18 protein-coding genes are annotated in these 16,117 nt (G+C 68.3%); 6 read left to right on the forward strand and 12 right to left on the reverse strand.

All coding sequences use genetic code 11. From position 1 onward, the window contains the following. Positions 1 to 51 precede the first annotated feature (51 nt). From ACVCL3_RS04225 to ACVCL3_RS04270, 10 genes are all read right to left on the reverse strand, one after another. Complete coding sequence (locus tag ACVCL3_RS04225) at positions 52 to 2,352, reverse strand: DNA internalization-related competence protein ComEC/Rec2 (protein ID WP_447100520.1); 2,301 nt, start codon at positions 2,350 to 2,352, stop codon at positions 52 to 54. Between the two features lie 109 nt (positions 2,353 to 2,461). Beyond that, positions 2,462 to 3,160, reverse strand: a complete 699-nt coding sequence (gene lolD / locus ACVCL3_RS04230; protein ID WP_395117970.1) for a lipoprotein-releasing ABC transporter ATP-binding protein LolD — start codon at positions 3,158 to 3,160, stop codon at positions 2,462 to 2,464. Between the two features lie 7 nt (positions 3,161 to 3,167). Beyond that, entirely contained in the window at positions 3,168 to 4,409 is a 1,242-nt protein-coding gene (locus tag ACVCL3_RS04235) for a lipoprotein-releasing ABC transporter permease subunit (protein ID WP_395117968.1), read from the reverse strand. A 93-nt stretch (positions 4,410 to 4,502) separates the two neighbouring features. Beyond that, on the reverse strand, positions 4,503 to 4,940 hold the full coding sequence (locus ACVCL3_RS04240; protein WP_447100521.1) for a protein YgfX: 438 nt from the start codon (positions 4,938 to 4,940) through the stop codon (positions 4,503 to 4,505). Then, positions 4,912 to 5,094, reverse strand: a complete 183-nt coding sequence (locus ACVCL3_RS04245; RefSeq protein WP_395121375.1) for an FAD assembly factor SdhE — start codon at positions 5,092 to 5,094, stop codon at positions 4,912 to 4,914. Before ACVCL3_RS04245 ends, ACVCL3_RS04240 begins: the two co-directional genes overlap by 29 nt. Before the next feature lie 63 nt (positions 5,095 to 5,157). Further along, the gene (locus tag ACVCL3_RS04250; RefSeq protein WP_395117964.1) at positions 5,158 to 5,940 is read right to left on the reverse strand and encodes a succinate dehydrogenase iron-sulfur subunit; all 783 of its coding nucleotides are present in this window, start codon (positions 5,938 to 5,940) and stop codon (positions 5,158 to 5,160) included. A 53-nt stretch (positions 5,941 to 5,993) separates the two neighbouring features. After that, a complete protein-coding gene (gene sdhA, locus ACVCL3_RS04255) occupies positions 5,994 to 7,781 on the reverse strand; it encodes a succinate dehydrogenase flavoprotein subunit (RefSeq protein ID WP_395117962.1) in 1,788 nt (595 codons plus the stop codon). A gap of 25 nt (positions 7,782 to 7,806) precedes the next feature. After that, complete coding sequence (sdhD, locus tag ACVCL3_RS04260; protein ID WP_395117960.1) at positions 7,807 to 8,220, reverse strand: succinate dehydrogenase, hydrophobic membrane anchor protein; 414 nt, start codon at positions 8,218 to 8,220, stop codon at positions 7,807 to 7,809. Continuing rightward, positions 8,217 to 8,612 carry a succinate dehydrogenase, cytochrome b556 subunit gene (gene sdhC, locus ACVCL3_RS04265; RefSeq protein ID WP_447100522.1) on the reverse strand — a complete coding sequence of 132 codons (396 nt, stop codon included), beginning with the start codon at positions 8,610 to 8,612 and terminating at the stop codon, positions 8,217 to 8,219. The genes sdhD and sdhC overlap by 4 nt, the downstream gene beginning before the upstream one ends. Before the next feature lie 79 nt (positions 8,613 to 8,691). Beyond that, the gene (locus ACVCL3_RS04270; protein WP_395117956.1) at positions 8,692 to 8,859 is read right to left on the reverse strand and encodes a DUF1674 domain-containing protein; all 168 of its coding nucleotides are present in this window, start codon (positions 8,857 to 8,859) and stop codon (positions 8,692 to 8,694) included. Between the two features lie 131 nt (positions 8,860 to 8,990). Between ACVCL3_RS04270 and ygfZ the strand changes: the two genes are divergently transcribed. Further along, entirely contained in the window at positions 8,991 to 9,794 is an 804-nt protein-coding gene (gene ygfZ / locus ACVCL3_RS04275; protein WP_447100523.1) for a CAF17-like 4Fe-4S cluster assembly/insertion protein YgfZ, read from the forward strand. Between the two features lie 475 nt (positions 9,795 to 10,269). Then, entirely contained in the window at positions 10,270 to 10,704 is a 435-nt protein-coding gene (locus ACVCL3_RS04280) for a cell wall hydrolase (RefSeq protein ID WP_395117952.1), read from the forward strand. Between the two features lie 84 nt (positions 10,705 to 10,788). Here ACVCL3_RS04280 and ACVCL3_RS04285 read toward each other — a convergent pair whose 3' ends face one another. Next, positions 10,789 to 11,277 carry a glycine zipper 2TM domain-containing protein gene (locus ACVCL3_RS04285; protein WP_447100524.1) on the reverse strand — a complete coding sequence of 163 codons (489 nt, stop codon included), beginning with the start codon at positions 11,275 to 11,277 and terminating at the stop codon, positions 10,789 to 10,791. A gap of 26 nt (positions 11,278 to 11,303) precedes the next feature. Continuing rightward, complete coding sequence (locus ACVCL3_RS04290) at positions 11,304 to 11,882, reverse strand: glycine zipper 2TM domain-containing protein (RefSeq protein ID WP_395117948.1); 579 nt, start codon at positions 11,880 to 11,882, stop codon at positions 11,304 to 11,306. 172 nt (positions 11,883 to 12,054) lie between these two features. Between ACVCL3_RS04290 and ACVCL3_RS04295 the strand changes: the two genes are divergently transcribed. The 4 genes from ACVCL3_RS04295 to ACVCL3_RS04310 all read left to right on the forward strand — a co-directional run bounded on the left by ACVCL3_RS04295 (position 12,055) and on the right by ACVCL3_RS04310 (position 16,108). Next, on the forward strand, positions 12,055 to 12,831 hold the full coding sequence (locus ACVCL3_RS04295) for a TatD family hydrolase (protein ID WP_447099118.1): 777 nt from the start codon (positions 12,055 to 12,057) through the stop codon (positions 12,829 to 12,831). Between the two features lie 69 nt (positions 12,832 to 12,900). Beyond that, a complete protein-coding gene (locus ACVCL3_RS04300) occupies positions 12,901 to 13,425 on the forward strand; it encodes a MarR family winged helix-turn-helix transcriptional regulator (protein WP_447099119.1) in 525 nt (174 codons plus the stop codon). Positions 13,426 to 13,436: 11 nt separating this feature from the next. After that, positions 13,437 to 14,909 carry an efflux transporter outer membrane subunit gene (locus tag ACVCL3_RS04305; protein ID WP_447100525.1) on the forward strand — a complete coding sequence of 491 codons (1,473 nt, stop codon included), beginning with the start codon at positions 13,437 to 13,439 and terminating at the stop codon, positions 14,907 to 14,909. Continuing rightward, on the forward strand, positions 14,906 to 16,108 hold the full coding sequence (locus ACVCL3_RS04310) for an HlyD family secretion protein (RefSeq protein WP_447100526.1): 1,203 nt from the start codon (positions 14,906 to 14,908) through the stop codon (positions 16,106 to 16,108). Before ACVCL3_RS04305 ends, ACVCL3_RS04310 begins: the two co-directional genes overlap by 4 nt. Positions 16,109 to 16,117 lie beyond the last annotated feature (9 nt).

Consider the following 16,117-nt stretch of genomic DNA (forward strand, 5'->3'; position numbering starts at 1 on the left):
CGTCGTTCGCGCGTACTGCGGCAGGCGTGGCAATCCCGGCGTCGCACCATGCTACTCGCGCCAGTAGCGGGGCTGCTGCCGGCGCCAGCCCGGCTGCCGTCGCGGCGTCCCGTCGGCGGGAAACTCCACCTCCACGGCCCCCTCCACGGCGGTGTTGAACAACGGCACGCCCGCCTCGGCATAGCGCGCCAGGACCTCCGCACGCGGGTGCCCGAAGCGATTGCGCCAACCGGCGGAAACCAGCGCCAGCGACGGCCTCAACGCCGCGATGAAGGCCGCACCGGAGGAAGTCTTGCTGCCATGATGCGGCACCACCAGCACCGGCGGCAGGCCCGCCCCCACCGCCGCAGCCACCGCCGGTTCCACCTTCGAACTGATGTCGCCGGGCAGCAGCACCCGCCCGCCGCGTCCCTCCACCAGCAGCACGCAGGAGCTGTCGTTGTCGCGGTCGCCGCCGCCGGGCGCCGGGCTCAGCACGCGGAAGCGCACGCCATCCCACTGCCACGCCTGTCCGGCCGCGCACTGCTGCATGGGCACGCGCATGCGGGCGGGTTCGCCGGCCAGCCGGCGCGCACGCGGGAACGCTTCGGCAACGGTCTGCGCACCGCCGGCGTGGTCGTTGTCGCCGTGGCTGATCATCAGGGTATCCACCCGCGGCACGCCCAGCGCGTGGATGGCCGGCAACACCACGGCCTCGCCGAGGTCGAAACCGGAGGGATAGCGCGCACCGGTGTCATAGACCAGCAGGTGATCGTGCGTGCGCACCAGCACCGCCAGCCCCTGCCCCACGTCGAGCACCCACAACCGGAACGCTCCGTCGGCCGGCGTACTGCGCGGCGGCAACAGCAGCGGCAGGAACAGCACCGCCCCGAGCCAGCGCAGCGGCACCCCGCGCGGCATGAACATCCACAGCGCACCGACCACCGCCAGCAGCAGCGCGTGGAGCTGCACCGCCGGCAGATACCAGTGCGCCCCCGGCCAGGTGGCCATGCGCTCGAACAGCCACCATTGCGCGTGGACGATCCGCGCGGCCAGCCACAGCACCGGCGCGGCCAGCGGCGGGCACAGCAGCAACAGCAGCATCCCGAACAGCGCGCACGGCACGATCACGAAACTCACCACCGGCACCGCGACCAGGTTGGACAGCGCACCGACCAGCGACGCCTGGCCGAAGAACCACAGGGTCAGCGGCAGCAGCGCCACGGTCATCAGCAACTGGCCGGCGGAGAGTTCGTGCAGGAAGGCACGCCAACCGCGGCCTTGCGCCTGCAGGCAGAGAATCAGGAACGCCACGCCGACGAAGGACAACCAGAACCCCGGCGCCAGCACCGCCAACGGATCGGCCAGCAGGATCGCGATCATCGCCAGCGCCAGCGATTGCGCCCCGCTGCTGCCGCGCCGGCTGCAACGCGCCAGCGCCACCACCGCGATCATCAACAGCGTGCGCACGGTAGGCAGGCCGAAGCCGGCCAGCGCGCTGTAGACCACGGCGAACAGCAGCGCCGCGGCAGCCTGCGCCTGCGGCCGCGGCAGACGCAGCGCCGCTGGCGGCCACCACGCGTAGACCAGCCAGGCCAGCCACACGCCGAACACCGCCGCCACGCCGACGTGAAAGCCGGAGATCGCGATCAGGTGCGAGACGCCGTTCGCCCGTGCCACCGCCCAGTCCTGCTGGCCGAGGCCACGCGTGTCGCCGACCGCGAAGGCGCACAACAGCGCGGCATCGTGCGGGTCATGCACGCGCGCGGCGATGCCGCGGGCGATCGCCGCGCGCGTGCCGTCCACGCACCAGCGCGGACCCGGGAGGCGGCGATTGCCTTCATCCTCGCGCACGTAGCCGGTGGCGACGATGCCGCGCTCCAGCGCCGAGCGCTCGCTGTCGGTGCTGCCGGGGTCGAGCAGCGCGCGCGGGCGCTTCAGGCGCAGCAGCAGGCGCCAACGCGTGCACGGCGCGAGCGGCGGCGCGCCCTCGTACCACGACACGGTGAGCAGGCCGTGCAAGGCCAGCGGCCGGCCGTCCAGTTGGGCGCTTTCGACCCGCAGGGTGAAGCGGCTGGCATCGGTACGCGCCAGCGGCAATCCGTCGAGACTGCCGACGACGAGCACGTCGCGGCCTTCCAGCGCGCGCGGCAGCCGGGCCTGCATCGCCTGCGTGCCGCACCACAGCGCCCAGGCGACACCCAGAGGCAGGGCGCACAGCCAGCGCCAGCGCGGACAACGCCACGCCCAGGCCAACGCCAGCACGATGAGCGGCAGGCAGATCCACACCGACGGCAGGCGCGGCCACGCCTGCACCAGCAAGACGCCTGCCAGCAAGGCCAGCGCCACCGTGATCGCCCCGTGTCGCGCCATGCCGCATCGCCCGTTCCGTCCTGGAGACCGTCGAGCCTAGCGTGCAAGCGGCGACGCTGATGCTGAAAGTGCTGTAGGCGTGCGCCGGGGTGCGCTCCTGCCGTTGACGTCAGGCGCCCGGACCTTCCCGCAGCACGCCGTTGTGCAGCACCAGGGTGCGATCCATCTTCGCGGCCAGGTGCGGGTCATGCGTGACCAGGATGAAGCTGGTGCCGATTTCGCGGTTGAGTTCCAGCATCAGCTCGTAGACCTGCGCCGCGTTCGCCTCGTCGAGGTTGCCGGTGGGCTCGTCGCCGAGCACGCAGGCCGGCCGCGTCACCAGCGCACGCGCCACCGCACAGCGCTGGCGCTCGCCACCGGAGAGTTCCGATGGCTTGTGGTGGGTGCGCGCGCCCAGGCCGACCCGCTCCAGCAAGCCGACCGCCTGCCGCTGCGCCTCGGCGATCGCGGTGCCGCGGATCAGCAACGGCATGCACACGTTCTCCAGCGCGGTGAACTCGGGCAGCAGGTGGTGGAACTGGTAGATGAAGCCGAGCGACCGGTTGCGCACGCGGCCGCGCTCGGCGTCGGAGAGCTTCGACAGTACGCGGCCATCCACCTCCACTTCGCCGGCGGTCAGCGTGTCCAATCCGCCGATGATGTGCAGCAGGGTGCTCTTGCCGGAGCCGGAGGCGCCGACGATCGCCATCGTCTCGCCGCGTTTCAGGGTGAAACTGACGTCGCTCAGCACGTCGGTGCGCAGGCCGCCTTCGGCGTAGGTCTTGGCCACATGGCTGGCGCGCAGCACGTTTTCGCGGGTGGGAGACATGGATTTCTCACTCATAACGCAAGGCCTGCGCCGGCTGCGTGCGCGAGGCGCGCCAGGCGGGATAGAGGGTGGCCAGCAGCGCGAACACGAAGGTCAGCAGCGCGGTCCAGCCCACGTCCTGCCAGTCCAGCCGGCTCGGCACCTCGCTGATGTAATAGACGTCCGGCGACAGGAAGGTGACGTGGAAGGTGTGCTCGATCCACTTGACGATGCCCGGCAGTTTCCACGACAACAGCGCGCCGAAGCCCACGCCGAAGCCGATGCCGACGAAGCCCACCAGCAGGCCCTGCACCATGAAGGTGCCCATGATGCTGCGCGGCGTGGCGCCGAGCGTGCGCAAGATCGCGATGTCCGCCTGCTTGTCGGTGACCAGCATCATCAGCATCGAGATCAGGTTGATCACCGCCACCAGCACGATCAGCGACAGGATGATGAACATCACCAGCTTTTCCATCGACAGCGCATGGAACAGGTTGGCGTTCTCGTCCATCCAGGTGCGCACGCCGTAGTACTGCCCCAACTGACTGGCCAGTTCGCGCGCCACCGGGCGCGCGCTGAACAGATCGTCCAGGCGCAGCCGGATGCCGGTCGGACCAGTGAGATCATTGAGTTTCTCGGCATCGCGCATGTTGACCAGGGCCAGGCCGGAATCGAACTGCTCCATGCCGAGCTGGAACGTGCCGGTGACGTGGAAGCTGCGCATGCGCGGGATGCCGCCCATCGGCGTGGCGCGCAACTCCTGCACCGCCATGGTCACGCGGTCGCCCACCCCCACCCCGAGCTGCATCGCCAGATCGCGGCCCAGCACGATGTTCCAGTCGCCGGAACGCAGGTCGTCGAGCGAGCCTTCGATCATGTGCTGGCCGATGTCGACAACCTTCGGCTCCTGCGCCGGGTCGATGCCGCGCACCCGCACGCCGGCCGAGCGCTGGCCGATCAGCATGGCCTCGGATTCGACGAACGGCGCCGCGCCCAGCACGTGCGGATTGGCCTGGGCGACCTGCAGCGCGCGCGGCACGTCCTTGATCGGGCCGTCGACGCTGGTGATCGTCGCCTGCGACACCGCACCCAGGATGCGCGAGCGCATCTGGTAGTCGAAGCCGTTCATCACCGACATCACCGTGATCAACGCGATCACGCTGATCGCAATGCACACGATCGACACGGTGGAGATGAAGGAGATGAACTGGTTGCGACGTTTGGCGCGCGTGTAGCGCAGGCCGATGAAGAGTTCGAGCGGTCGGAACATGGGCGATTCGCTTGTGGTGATGGCACGGGGCGGGCCGCCCGGACCGGCATTATCGGTCATTCGACAAGACCGCGCCGATTCGACGAAGTTGCCTCACCAGCGCGGCAGCGCCTCACCCGGCTGCATCGTCGCCAGGCGCATGCGCAGGCGACGGCGGATGTCGGCGTCGCTGTTGTCCGGCGCCAGCAGCAGCACGCAGATGCCGTGCTGCGCCGATTGCATGCGCAGCCACACCAGATCGCCCAGCACGCGGAACGAAGCCAGGCTGGCGGGATGATCCTCGCCGTCCACGGTATGCAGGGTCCAGCCCGACTCTGCGCTCCAGCCGGCGGCAACCACGACAGTCATCGCCAATCGGCGACACGCCTGCCAGGCCGCCAGTGCCAGCGCAACCACCGTCACCGCGCGCAGCCAGGGCGGCAAGGCGCTGGCCAGCACGGCGATCGCGGCGAGTGTCGCCACCAGCAGCAGGTAGCGCGGCAGCAGCCGCGACGGGGAATAATCAAAGCCGATGGCGGGCGCGGATGTCATCGATGATGATCTGCCAGTCGGCTCGGTCGGGACGGGCGTGGCCCATCATCCAGTCCCACAGCTCCGGGTCCTGCGTGTCGAGCAATTCGTCGAACGCCTGCCGCTGTGCCTCGTCGGCCTGCTCGAAACGCTCGTCGAGCCAGCCGCCCAGCATGGCATCCAGTTCGCGCGTGCCGCGGCGGGCACGCCAGCGCAGGCGGCCCTTATCCACGACGCATCATGCGCTGCGCCGCTCCACCATCAGCTTCTTGATCTCGGCGATCGCCTTGGCCGGGTTCAGCCCCTTGGGGCAGGTGCGGGTGCAGTTCATGATGGTGTGGCAGCGGTACAGCTTGAACGGGTCTTCCAGGTCGTCCAGGCGCTCGCCGGTGGTTTCATCGCGCGAGTCGACGATCCAGCGGTAGGCCTGCAGCAGGATTGCCGGACCGAGGTACTTGTCGCCATTCCACCAGTAGCTGGGGCAGCTGGTGGAGCAGCAGGCGCACAGGATGCACTCGTACAGGCCATCGAGCTTCTTGCGATCTTCCGGCGACTGCAGGCGCTCCTTGCCCGGCGCCGGGCTTTGCGTGCGAATCCACGGCTTGATCGAGGCGTACTGCGCGTAGAAATGGGTGAGGTCCGGGATGATGTCCTTGACCACGGGCATGTGCGGCAGCGGGTAGATCTTCACGTCGCCGCTGGCGACGCTGTCGATCGCGCAGATGCACGCCAGCGTGTTGGTGCCGTCGATGTTCATCGCGCACGAGCCGCAGATGCCCTCGCGACAGGAACGGCGCAACGATAGCGTCGGGTCGATCTCGTTCTTGATCTTCAGCAGGGCGTCGAGAACCATCGGACCGCATGCGGCCAGGTCGATCTCGTAGGTATCGATGCGCGGATTCTTGTCGTCGTCCGGTGACCAGCGATAGATGCGGAAGGTGCGCGGCTTCTTCGCATCCTTGGCCGGGTAATGCTTGCCGGGCTGGATCTTGGAGTTCCGTGGCAGCGTGAATTCACCCATGGCATTGCCCTTCCATATTCTCGAAAACGGGACGTGACATCGAACGCAACGACTCAGTAGACGCGCTTGGCCAACGGGACCGAAGCCACCTCGTCGGTCAAGGTGTCCAGGTGCACCGGACGATAGTCGAAGCGGGTGGCACCTTCGCGGTCGACCCACACCAGCGTGTGCTTGAGCCAGTGCTCGTCATCGCGCTCCGGGAAATCCTCGCGGGCGTGCGCGCCACGGCTCTCCGGCCGCTGCGCGGCCGAGTGCATGGTCGCCACCGCCTGCTCGAGCAGATTGGCGAGTTCCAGCGTCTCGATCAGATCGGTGTTCCAGACCAGCGAACGATCGCTGACCTTGACGTCCTCGAACGTCTTGAACACCTCGGAGATCTTCTGGCTGCCTTCGTCCAGCGTCTCGCCCGTGCGGAACACCGCACCGTAGCGCTGCATCGTGCGCTGCATGTTCAGCCTGATCGCCGCCGTGGGCGTGCTGCCGTTGGCGTTGCGCAGGCGGTCGAAGCGCTCCAGCGCCTTGTCCAGCGCGGTGGCGGGCAGATCCTTGTGCGGCGTGCCGGGCTGGATGATCTCGGCGCAACGATGCGCCACGGCACGACCGAACACGACCAGGTCGAGCAGCGAGTTGGAGCCCAGCCGGTTGCCGCCGTGCACCGACACGCACGCCGCTTCGCCGATCGCGAACAGCCCGGGCACCACGGCATCCACGTCGTCTCCGCGCTTCTGCACGACTTCGCCGTGGTAGTTGGTGGGGATGCCGCCCATGTTGTAGTGGACGGTCGGCAACACCGGGATCGGCTGCTTGCTGACATCGACTCCGGCGAAGATGCGCGCCGACTCGGCGATGCCGGGCAGCCGCTCGTGGATCACCTCGGGGCCGAGATGCATCAGGTTGAGGAAGATGTGGTCCTTGTGCTCGCCGACGCCGCGGCCTTCGTTGATCTCGACCGTCATCGCGCGACTGACCACGTCGCGCGAGGCGAGATCCTTCGCATGCGGCGCGTAGCGCTCCATGAAGCGCTCGCCCTCGGAGTTGGTGAGGTAGCCGCCCTCACCGCGCACGCCCTCGGTGATCAGGCAGCCGGCACCGTAGATGCCGGTGGGATGGAATTGCACGAACTCCATGTCCTGCAGCGCCAGGCCCGCGCGCAGCACCATGCCGCCGCCGTCTCCGGTGCAGGTGTGGGCCGAGGTGGCGCTCAGGTAGGCCCGACCGTAACCGCCGGTGGCCAGCACCACCGCGTGGCCACGGAAGAAATGCATGGTGCCTTCGTTCATGTCCAGCGCCAGCACGCCGCGGCACACGCCCTCGGCGTCGAACACCAGGTCGATCGCGAAGTACTCCACGAAGAAGGTCGCATCGTGCGCAAGCGCCTGCTGGTACAGGGTGTGCAGGATCGCGTGACCGGTGCGGTCGGCAGCCGCGCAGGTGCGCTGCGCCGTGCCCTTGCCGTAGTGCGTGGTCATGCCGCCGAACGGACGCTGGTAGATCCGGCCGTCCTCGGTGCGCGAGAACGGCACGCCGTAATGCTCGAGCTCGATCACCGCTTCGGGCGCGTGCTTGCACATGTACTCGATCGCGTCCTGGTCGCCGAGCCAGTCGCCGCCCTTCACGGTGTCGTAGAAGTGGAAGCGCCAGTTGTCCTCGCTCATGTTGCCGAGCGCGGCGGCGATGCCGCCCTGCGCCGCCACGGTGTGCGAACGCGTCGGGAAGACCTTGGTGATGCACGCCGCCTTGAGACCCTTCTCGGCGAGACCGAAGGTGGCGCGCAAGCCGGCGCCGCCGGCGCCGACCACGATCACGTCATAAAGATGCTGCTGAACCTTGTAGCTTTCCATGGAATCCCGGCCTCGCGTTTTCGTCTCAGGGGGTCAGCGCCACGCGCAACACGGCCAGCACGCCAGCCAGTGCGCCCAGCACCGCGAGGAACTTGATCGCCACGAGCAGCACGACCTCCTTCCAGCGGGTGTGCACGTAATCCTCGACCACCACCTGCAAGCCCAGCACGGCATGCCAGAACATGGTCAGCACGAACACGATCAGCAGCAGCGCATTCCACGGCTTGGCCACCGTCGCGCGCGCCGCCGCGTAATCCGCGTGCAGCAGGCCGAGCACGGTGATCACGAACCAGATGCCCAGCACCACCAGCGCGGCCGCAGTCAACCGCTGCACCCACCAGTGCTCCACGCCGGATTTCGCCGAACCCAGTCCGCGGGCGAGTTTCATCGGATTGCGCAGCTGGCTGCGGACGTCGTCGGTTCCCACACGCAGGTTCATGCCGCACCTCCGGCCATCATTACCCAGGCCCAGGTCGCAGCGGTCAGCACGATGCTGCCGGCAACCGACAGCCAGCTCGAACGCACGAACTGGGAAATCTCGTAACCGAGTCCGGCATCCTGGATCAGGTGCCGGATGCCGTTGCAGAGGTGATAGAACAGCGCCCAGCTCCAGCCGAACAGCAGCACCATCCCGACCGGGCTGCCGATGATGCCCTTGAAGCGGTTGAAGCTATCTTCGCCGGCGGCAAGCTGCAGCAGGCCGCAGACCACCAGCAAGCCGCCGACCGCGAGGGCGATGCCGGTGGCGCGATGCGTGATGGAGGTCATCATCTGCACCTGCTTGCGGTAGATCTGCAGATGCGGGGAAAGCGGTCGTTGCTTCTCTGCCATGGCGGCTATCCTCTGTGGAATCGCTGATATCCCTGCTGCATTCGCCCCTTGATGCCGCGCCCCGTGCCGGGCGCCCCGCTCAGAAGTCGATGCAGCGCCCGTTCTTTTCCCAGTCGCCGTAGCGCGTGGGGTCCGGAGCCGGACGCTCCAAGGCTGCCTTGTCGGGCGGCGGATCGGCCGGCTTGGCGGTCGTCTCCGGCTTGACGGGGGCAGGCGTGGTTTCGATGGGGACTGAGGTATTGGACATGGTGTTTGTCAGCCGCTGAAGATTAATACTTGCCCCCGGACAGCACAACCATCGGCCCGCGGGCGCCGCACCGCATGGCGGCCATGCCGCTCACTTGCGCAACGGCGCGACTGCCCCAAACTTCCCACACCATGCACGCATCCCCGATCGCCGAAACACTGTTGCTCGAAGGTCCCGATGCAGGCGCATTCGCGCACGCGCAATTCAGCAGCAAGGTGGATGGCCTCGCCGTGGGCCGCTGGCAATTCAGCGCCTGGCTGGATGCGAAAGGTCGCGTGCGTGCGCTGTTCCACCTGGCGCGGCTGGAAGAACAACGCTACCTGTTGCTGTTGCGCGGCGGCGAAGCCGCGGCGATGGTGGAGGCGCTGCAGCGATTCGTGTTCCGCTCCCGGGTCCGGCTGACCGCGCTGCCGGCGCGCGGTTTGAGTACCGGCCCCGCGCAACCGTTGCATGTGGTGACGATGGAAGGCGACGCCGTTTCGCTGGGTTGCGGCTCGCATGCGCTGCTCGTTTCCGCGACCGCTTCCACGGACGACGCATGGCGCGCGCTGCAGTTGCGCGACGGTTGGCCGTGGCTGCCGGCGTCGATGCTCGGAACGTCGTTGCCCGCTGCGCTGTCGCTGCAGCGGCTCGACGCGGTGGCTGTCGACAAGGGCTGTTATCCCGGCCAGGAAATCGTGGCGCGACTGCATTTTCGCGGTGGCCACAAGCGCCACCTGCACCGCGGCACGACGTCGCAGCCGGTGCAGGCCGGCGACGCGTTGCGCATCGACGATCGCGAGGTCGGTTGCGTGCTTGATGTCGTCGACGGCGACGGCGCCTCCGACGTGCTGCTGGTGCTGGACGACGACATTGCCGCACAACTTCGCGCAGGCGCTACGCCGTCATTCCAGCGTGCACTTGCATTGACGCTGCAGACGTCATGGTCCGCATGAACATGACGTGCAGACACGCGGGGATTTTTTCGCGATGGCACTTGTCAACGACACGTGAGTGCAAGTTAAATCCGCCCATCGCGGCACTTGCCAGCGGCGCTTCCCGCCACTAGGCTCCGCCGATCGAATATCGCGGCACCCGGTACACGGGGTGTCGATTGACGCGACGAACCGGATGAATCCGTATCGGCGCGACCCGGCAGCAGCAATGCCGGATGAGAACAGGCCTTGCCATCCTTCGAGGCAAAGCCGCCGGAAGCAACGCGACGCCCGCATGACGGCACCGTTCCCGGCACAACCCTTCCGGCCGGCTTCGCAGAGCCGCTCGAATCGCCACAATCCCGTGGCACAGCGCCCTGGCCACAAGTTTCGGCCCGGGCGACAGATCCAGGTGGAACGGCCTGCCCGCCCGTCCACCGCAACGGCGCAAGAAGCCGAGACCGGCTTCGCGCGTACAGCACGTTGGAGGCAGAACATGAAACTTTCCCTGCTGTTGTGGCTGACGACACTGATGCCCCAGCCGGTAGCTGACCAGGCCTGCCTGGCCACGACCGTCTATCTCGAAGCACGCAGCCAGCCTACCGACGGCCAGCTGGCGGTGGCCGAGGTGGCGCTGCGCCGGCGCGATCGCGGGCATTACGGCGATACCGTGTGCAAGGTGGTCACGGCACCGCACCAGTTCGCCACCACCACCACGTCCGGATCATTCGAGATCAGCAACCTCCCTGCCTTCGTGAAGGCGTGGGACGTCGCCGGAAACTCGATCCACAACTGGCAGCTGCCGCTGGCGCAGCGTCGCATGCTGGTGCCGCACGCCGATCACTTCGCGACCACCACGATCTCCCCCTCGTGGTCGCACAACCGCCCCAGCGTGACGATCGGCGACCACGCCTTCTACGCAGTGAACTGAGCGGAAGGTATCGCAGACACAGAAAAGGCCACCTTCCGGTGGCCTTTTCTTTTGGACGTCCAGACGTCCGTATGTCAAGGACGATCAGCGCGGGTAGACGTGATCGCCGCGCACCTCGACGTAGTCGCCCTGGCGTAGGCCGGGGTTCTCGCGCTGGGTCACGGTGGCGTAGCGTCCGTCGTCCAGACGGACAACGATGCGCCAGGCCACCTTGTCGGCACCGCTGCGCTTGCCGACCTGGTTGCCGACCACGCCGCCGGCCACCGCGCCGGCCACGGTCGCGGCCTTGCGGCCATCGCCCTTGCCGACCTGGTTGCCGAGCACGCCGCCGGCCACCGCGCCGATGATCGCACCCAGCGTGCCACCGTTGCCGCTGTTCTCCAGATACACCTGCTGAACCTCCTGCACCACGCCGCAGGTGTTGCAGCGAACCGGCTGGTTGCCGTAAGCCGACGACTGGCCTCCGTAGTAGCCGTTGTTGCTGTTGCCGTAAGGCTGGGTCGCGCAACCGGCGAGGGCGAGGCCCGTCGTCATCGATGCGGCCAGTGCAAGTTTTGCAATGCGTGCAGTCATCAGGTGCTCCTGTGGGGTGAATGAGCTCAATGAGCGTCGGATACCACGGTCACGCCTTCCTTCACCTCAACGCGATCACCGGGGTCGTGATCCATGCGGACCGTACGGGTGACGCCGTCGTAGACGTAGCGGACGTCGTAGCCGACGATCTTGCTGCTGGTGTTGTTGACCGTGTCGCAGCGGCGTTCGACGCTGGTGGTGACCTGCCCCTTCTGGTGCGCCGCCTCGATCCGGTTGCCGGCGTAGCCGCCGCCGACCGCGCCGGCCACGGTGGCCAGTGTCTTGCCCTTGCCGCCGCCGACCTGGTTGCCGACCAGGCCGCCGACCACCGCGCCGATCGCCGTGCCAGCGATGCGATGCTGGTCCTTCGGCGGTGCGGTGTGCGTGACGGTCTCGTCATGGCAGACCTGCTTGGGGTTGTTCACCGTCGTGCGCACCGGGTCGACGGAGACGACCTTGCCGTACTTCACTCCGGCATCGGCGCTCGCGGCCATGCCGTCCGCACCGGTCGAGCCGGCGTCCGCACTGCGGTTGCAGGCAGACACTCCCGTCACCAGCGCCGCGGCGATCGCCGCCTTGAGTACATTGACCATCAACGTGTTCATCACTTCCTACTCCTCTGTTTGAGCGCAGCCTACCGCCCGGGATGTGCAGCGGACGTAACAACCTGCGCAGTCAATTGAACCGATGCCAGACTGAATCGCAGCTAGCTCGAAGTTATGACATGGTTTTCACGCACTTGCCGTGCAGTCGCGCCCACATTCACGGATCTTCCCCATGCAACTGCTCATCGACAGCCACGTGCATCTCGACCTGGAGGCGTTCGAGGCCGACCGCGCCGCGGTCATCGCGCGGGCCGAAGCGGCCGGCGTTGGCCAACTGGTGGTCCCGGCCACCGACGCCGAAAGCTGGCCGCGCATCCATGCCCTGTGCGACGACCGACCCGGCATCCATCCCGCCTATGGCCTGCATCCGCTGTTCATGGACCGCCATCGGCCCGAGCACCTGGAGCGCCTCGGCGACTGGCTGGGCGATCACCCCGCGGTCGCCGTGGGCGAGATCGGCCTGGACTACCACGGCGCGGGGCCCGATCGCGACCTGCAGCAACGCTTCTTCGAAATCCAGCTGCGGCTGGCGCGCGAACTGGATCTGCCGGTCATCGTGCACGCACGCCAGGCACTGGAAGAGGTGAGCCTGAGCCTGCGCCGCTGCCCCGGCGCGCGCGGCGTGGTGCACAGCTTCTCCGGCAGCGAACAACAGGCAGCAAAGCTGTGGGACATCGGCTTCCACCTGGGCATCGGTGGCCCGGTGACCTACGAACGCGCGCAGCGCCTGCGGCGCATCGTTGCCGCCATGCCGATCCAGTTCCTGCTGCTGGAAAGCGACGCGCCGGACCAGCCCGACGCCGGCCACCGCGGCCAACGCAACGAACCGGCGCGACTGGTCGAGATCCTGCGCTGCGTGGCCGAGCTGCGCGGCGAGAGCGAGCAGCACGTGGCGCAAGCCACCTCCGCCAATGCCCGCCGCCTGTTCGGCCTCGACCGGAACCCGTGACAATTGTCACTTGCCCCGGGCCATCGGCGCCTGCTAATTTACTTCACTGGTGAATTATAAATCAGTGAAATGGCGACTCTCGCAAACTGCATCGCGATGATGGACGAAGGCATCGACCGGGTCGGCCAGCTCGTCCCGCAGATGCCCGTGGCGGAAGCGCGGATGTGCCGGCTCATGCTGATGCTCGGCGCCACCATCGACCGCGAGCTGGAGGCGAAGCTCAAGCCGAACAAGCTCAACCACAGCGAGTTCCTGACCCTGATGATCCTGTACAGCCGGCCGGACGGCAGTTCCACGCCGGGCGAGCTGTGCGAGTTCACCACCCAGGGCGCCACCAACATGACGCGCATCGCCAATGCGCTGGTCAAGCGCGCCCTGATAACCCGCGGCAGCAGCAAGGAGGATCGCCGCCGCGTGCTGATCCGCATCACCCCTGCCGGCCGGCGCTTCGTGCAGAAGATGCTGCCGCCGATGTTCCCGCAGGTGGGCGCCATGTTCGGCGGCTTCAGCGCCGGCGACATGCGTCAGTTCGACCGGCTGCTGCGCAAGCTCGCCGCCAATCTCGACCAGTTGGGCGAACAGCGCCTGCCATGAAGGATTCCCGCATGAAGCACGCCTTGCCGGGCGGACGCGCGATGCTCGCCGCCCTGATTGCCCTGACCCTGGCCGCCTGCGCTGCACCGGCCAGGCTGCTGGCACCGGACCTGCGCGGCGACGTGCCGCTGGCCGGGCTGCAGGCGCCCGAGCGCGCCGGCTGGCCCGCGGCGCAGTGGTGGCGGCAATACCACGATCCGCAGCTGGACAATCTGATGGATAGCGCCACCCGCCAGTCGCCGGACCTCGCCATGGCGCAGAGCCGGGTAGCCCAGGCGGAGCAGTCGGCGAGGCTGGCAGCGGCGCAGTTGGGGCTGTCGGTGAACGGCAGCGCGCAGGTGGCGCGGCAACGGCTGAGCGACCACGGGCTGATCCCGAGCCAGTTCCTCGGCTTCAGCTGGTACAACCAGGCCGACCTCGGTGCGCAGCTCAAATACGACTTCGACTGGTGGGGCAAGCAGCGCGCCACGCTGGAAGCAGCGCTCGACCAGGCGCACGCGGCCGAAGCGCAGCGCAGCGCTGCGGCGCTGGCACTGCAATACGCCGTGGCCGATACCTACTTCGGCTGGCAGGCCGACCAGGCGCGCCTGCAGTTGGCCGATCAAGCGCTCGCCACGCAGCAGCAGTTCAGCCGCATCGCCGATCTGCGCGTCAAGCAGGGCGTGGACTTGCCGGACGAAGCGCAGAAGGCGCGCGCGCAACTGGCCGCCGTGCAGGAAATGCGCGTGGCGCTGGAAGGCTCGGCGAAGATCCGCCGCGTGTCGCTCGCCTCGCTGCTCGGCGTGGCACCGGAACAGCTGCCCGAGCTGCAGCCGCGACCGCTGCCGCGCGTCGACGAGGGAATTCCCGCCAACGCCGCGCTGGACCTGATCGCGCGCCGCCCGGACATCGCCGCCAGCCGCTGGCAGGTCGAAGCCGCGCTGCGCCAGACCGACGCCGCCCGCGCCGAGTTCTTCCCGGATTTCAGCATCAGCGCGATGGCCGGGTTGTCGAGCATCGACCTGGGCAAGCTGTTCACCGCCGGCAGCCGCACGTTCTCGCTGGCCCCGGCGCTGCACTTGCCGATCTTCAATGGCGGCGCGCTGAAGGCGAACTACGGTGTGAGCAAGGCCCAGCTCGACGCGGCAATCGCGCAGTACGACAGCACGGTGCTGGGTGCCGCCCGTGAAGTCGCCACGCAGGCGCTCGGCGCACAACAGATCGCCGCGCGGCGCGTGGTCCAGCGCACCCGCGTGGATGCGCAGCGGCAACTGCTGGCCAACGCGCAGGCGCGCGCCGCCCAGGGCGTGCGCGACGCCCGCGAGAGCCTGGTGGCCAAGGCGCAATGGCTGCAGCAGCGCGACGCGGCCGTGCAGTTGCAGGCGCAAGCCGTGGCGACCGACCTCGCGCTGGTCAAGGCGCTGGGTGGCGGCTATCGCGACGCCTCCGCCGCCGACCGCAACGCCGATGCCACCTCTTCCGTTACCGCTGGAGCCCGCCCATGAGCACCACTGAAACCGACCGGTCGTCTGTCGACGCCAACGACAGCGGCATGGCCGCGAAGGACCCGGCCAAGCGTCGGCGCGCGCTGCTGATCGTGGCCGCCGCGTTCATCCTCGCCGGGCTCGCCTGGTTCGCGCTGTGGTTCTTCGTGTTCTCCACCCGGGTCAAGACCGACAACGCCTACGTCGGCGGCAACCAGGTGGCCATTTCGGCCCAGGTGCCCGGCACGGTGGTGGCGATCCTCGCCGACGACACCCAGCGCGTCGAAGCCGGCCAGGTGCTGGTACGGCTGGACCCCACCGACGCCAAGGTGCGCCTGGAACAGGCACGCAGCGCACTGGCCCAGGCCGTGCGCGGCGTGCGCCAGCAAACCAGTTCGGCCAGCAGTGCCGACGCCCAGGTCGACGCAGCCAGGCTCGCGCTGCAGAAGGCCGACGCCGACCTCAAACGCCACCTGCCGCTGCTGGCAGCGCACGCCGAATCGCCGGAAATCGTGCAGCACCTGCGCGACGGCGTGGCGCAGGCGCGCGCCGCGCTGGCCGGCGCGCAGGCCCAGGCAGCCGCGGCGCATGCGGCAATCGAAGGCACCGACGTGGCGCGCAACCCGGGCGTCATGCAGGCCCGCGCGAATTTCAGCGCCGCGTGGATCGCCGCCCAGCGCAACGCGATCTACGCACCGGTCTCCGGCTACGTGGCCCAGCGCAGCGTGCAGTTGGGCAACAGCGTGCAGCCCGGGCAGCAATTGATGACGGTGGTGCCACTGCACGATCTGTGGGTGGAGGCCAACTTCAAGGAAAGCCAGTTGCGCCACATCCGCATCGGCCAGCCGGCGACGGTCGTCTCCGATCTCTACGGCGACGATGCGGTGTTCCACGGCAAGGTGATCGGCCTGGGCGCCGGCACCGGCAGCGTGTTCTCGCTGCTGCCGGCGCAGAACGCCACCGGCAACTGGATCAAGGTGGTGCAGCGCGTGCCGGTGCGCATCTCGCTGGACAACGCCGAGCTGGACAAGCATCCGCTGCGGGTGGGCCTGTCCAGCGAGGTCACCATCGACATCACCGACGACAAGGGCAGCGTGCTGGCCGCCACCCCGGCGCAGCAGCCGGTGGCGCAGACCGACGTCTATACCCAGATGGCCGCCAAGGCCGACGCCGAGGCCGAGCAGGTCATCCGCGCCAACCTGCCGCGCAACGCCCGCTGAGTCGAGCCG

The sequence above is a fragment of the Rhodanobacter sp. UC4437_H4 genome (assembly GCF_052978425.1).

Bases quoted from the DNA above. Each gene is read 5' to 3' on its own strand.
- ACVCL3_RS04280 (WP_395117952.1), top strand. From the start codon at position 10,270: ATGAAACTTTCCCTGCTGTTGTGGCTGACGACACTGATGCCCCAGCCG.
- ACVCL3_RS04235 (WP_395117968.1), bottom strand. From the start codon at position 4,409: ATGTTCCGACCGCTCGAACTCTTCATCGGCCTGCGCTACACGCGCGCC.
- ACVCL3_RS04245 (WP_395121375.1), bottom strand. From the start codon at position 5,094: ATGCTGGGCGGCTGGCTCGACGAGCGTTTCGAGCAGGCCGACGAGGCA.
- ACVCL3_RS04300 (WP_447099119.1), top strand. From the start codon at position 12,901: ATGGCGACTCTCGCAAACTGCATCGCGATGATGGACGAAGGCATCGAC.
- ACVCL3_RS04285 (WP_447100524.1), bottom strand. From the start codon at position 11,277: ATGACTGCACGCATTGCAAAACTTGCACTGGCCGCATCGATGACGACG.
- sdhD (WP_395117960.1), bottom strand. From the start codon at position 8,220: ATGAACCTGCGTGTGGGAACCGACGACGTCCGCAGCCAGCTGCGCAAT.
- sdhC (WP_447100522.1), bottom strand. From the start codon at position 8,612: ATGGCAGAGAAGCAACGACCGCTTTCCCCGCATCTGCAGATCTACCGC.
- sdhA (WP_395117962.1), bottom strand. From the start codon at position 7,781: ATGGAAAGCTACAAGGTTCAGCAGCATCTTTATGACGTGATCGTGGTC.
- ACVCL3_RS04225 (WP_447100520.1), bottom strand. From the start codon at position 2,352: ATGGCGCGACACGGGGCGATCACGGTGGCGCTGGCCTTGCTGGCAGGC.
- ACVCL3_RS04290 (WP_395117948.1), bottom strand. From the start codon at position 11,882: ATGAACACGTTGATGGTCAATGTACTCAAGGCGGCGATCGCCGCGGCG.
- ygfZ (WP_447100523.1), top strand. From the start codon at position 8,991: ATGCACGCATCCCCGATCGCCGAAACACTGTTGCTCGAAGGTCCCGAT.
- ACVCL3_RS04295 (WP_447099118.1), top strand. From the start codon at position 12,055: ATGCAACTGCTCATCGACAGCCACGTGCATCTCGACCTGGAGGCGTTC.
- ACVCL3_RS04310 (WP_447100526.1), top strand. From the start codon at position 14,906: ATGAGCACCACTGAAACCGACCGGTCGTCTGTCGACGCCAACGACAGC.
- ACVCL3_RS04250 (WP_395117964.1), bottom strand. From the start codon at position 5,940: ATGGGTGAATTCACGCTGCCACGGAACTCCAAGATCCAGCCCGGCAAG.
- ACVCL3_RS04240 (WP_447100521.1), bottom strand. From the start codon at position 4,940: ATGACATCCGCGCCCGCCATCGGCTTTGATTATTCCCCGTCGCGGCTG.
- ACVCL3_RS04270 (WP_395117956.1), bottom strand. From the start codon at position 8,859: ATGTCCAATACCTCAGTCCCCATCGAAACCACGCCTGCCCCCGTCAAG.
- lolD (WP_395117970.1), bottom strand. From the start codon at position 3,160: ATGTCTCCCACCCGCGAAAACGTGCTGCGCGCCAGCCATGTGGCCAAG.
- ACVCL3_RS04305 (WP_447100525.1), top strand. From the start codon at position 13,437: ATGAAGCACGCCTTGCCGGGCGGACGCGCGATGCTCGCCGCCCTGATT.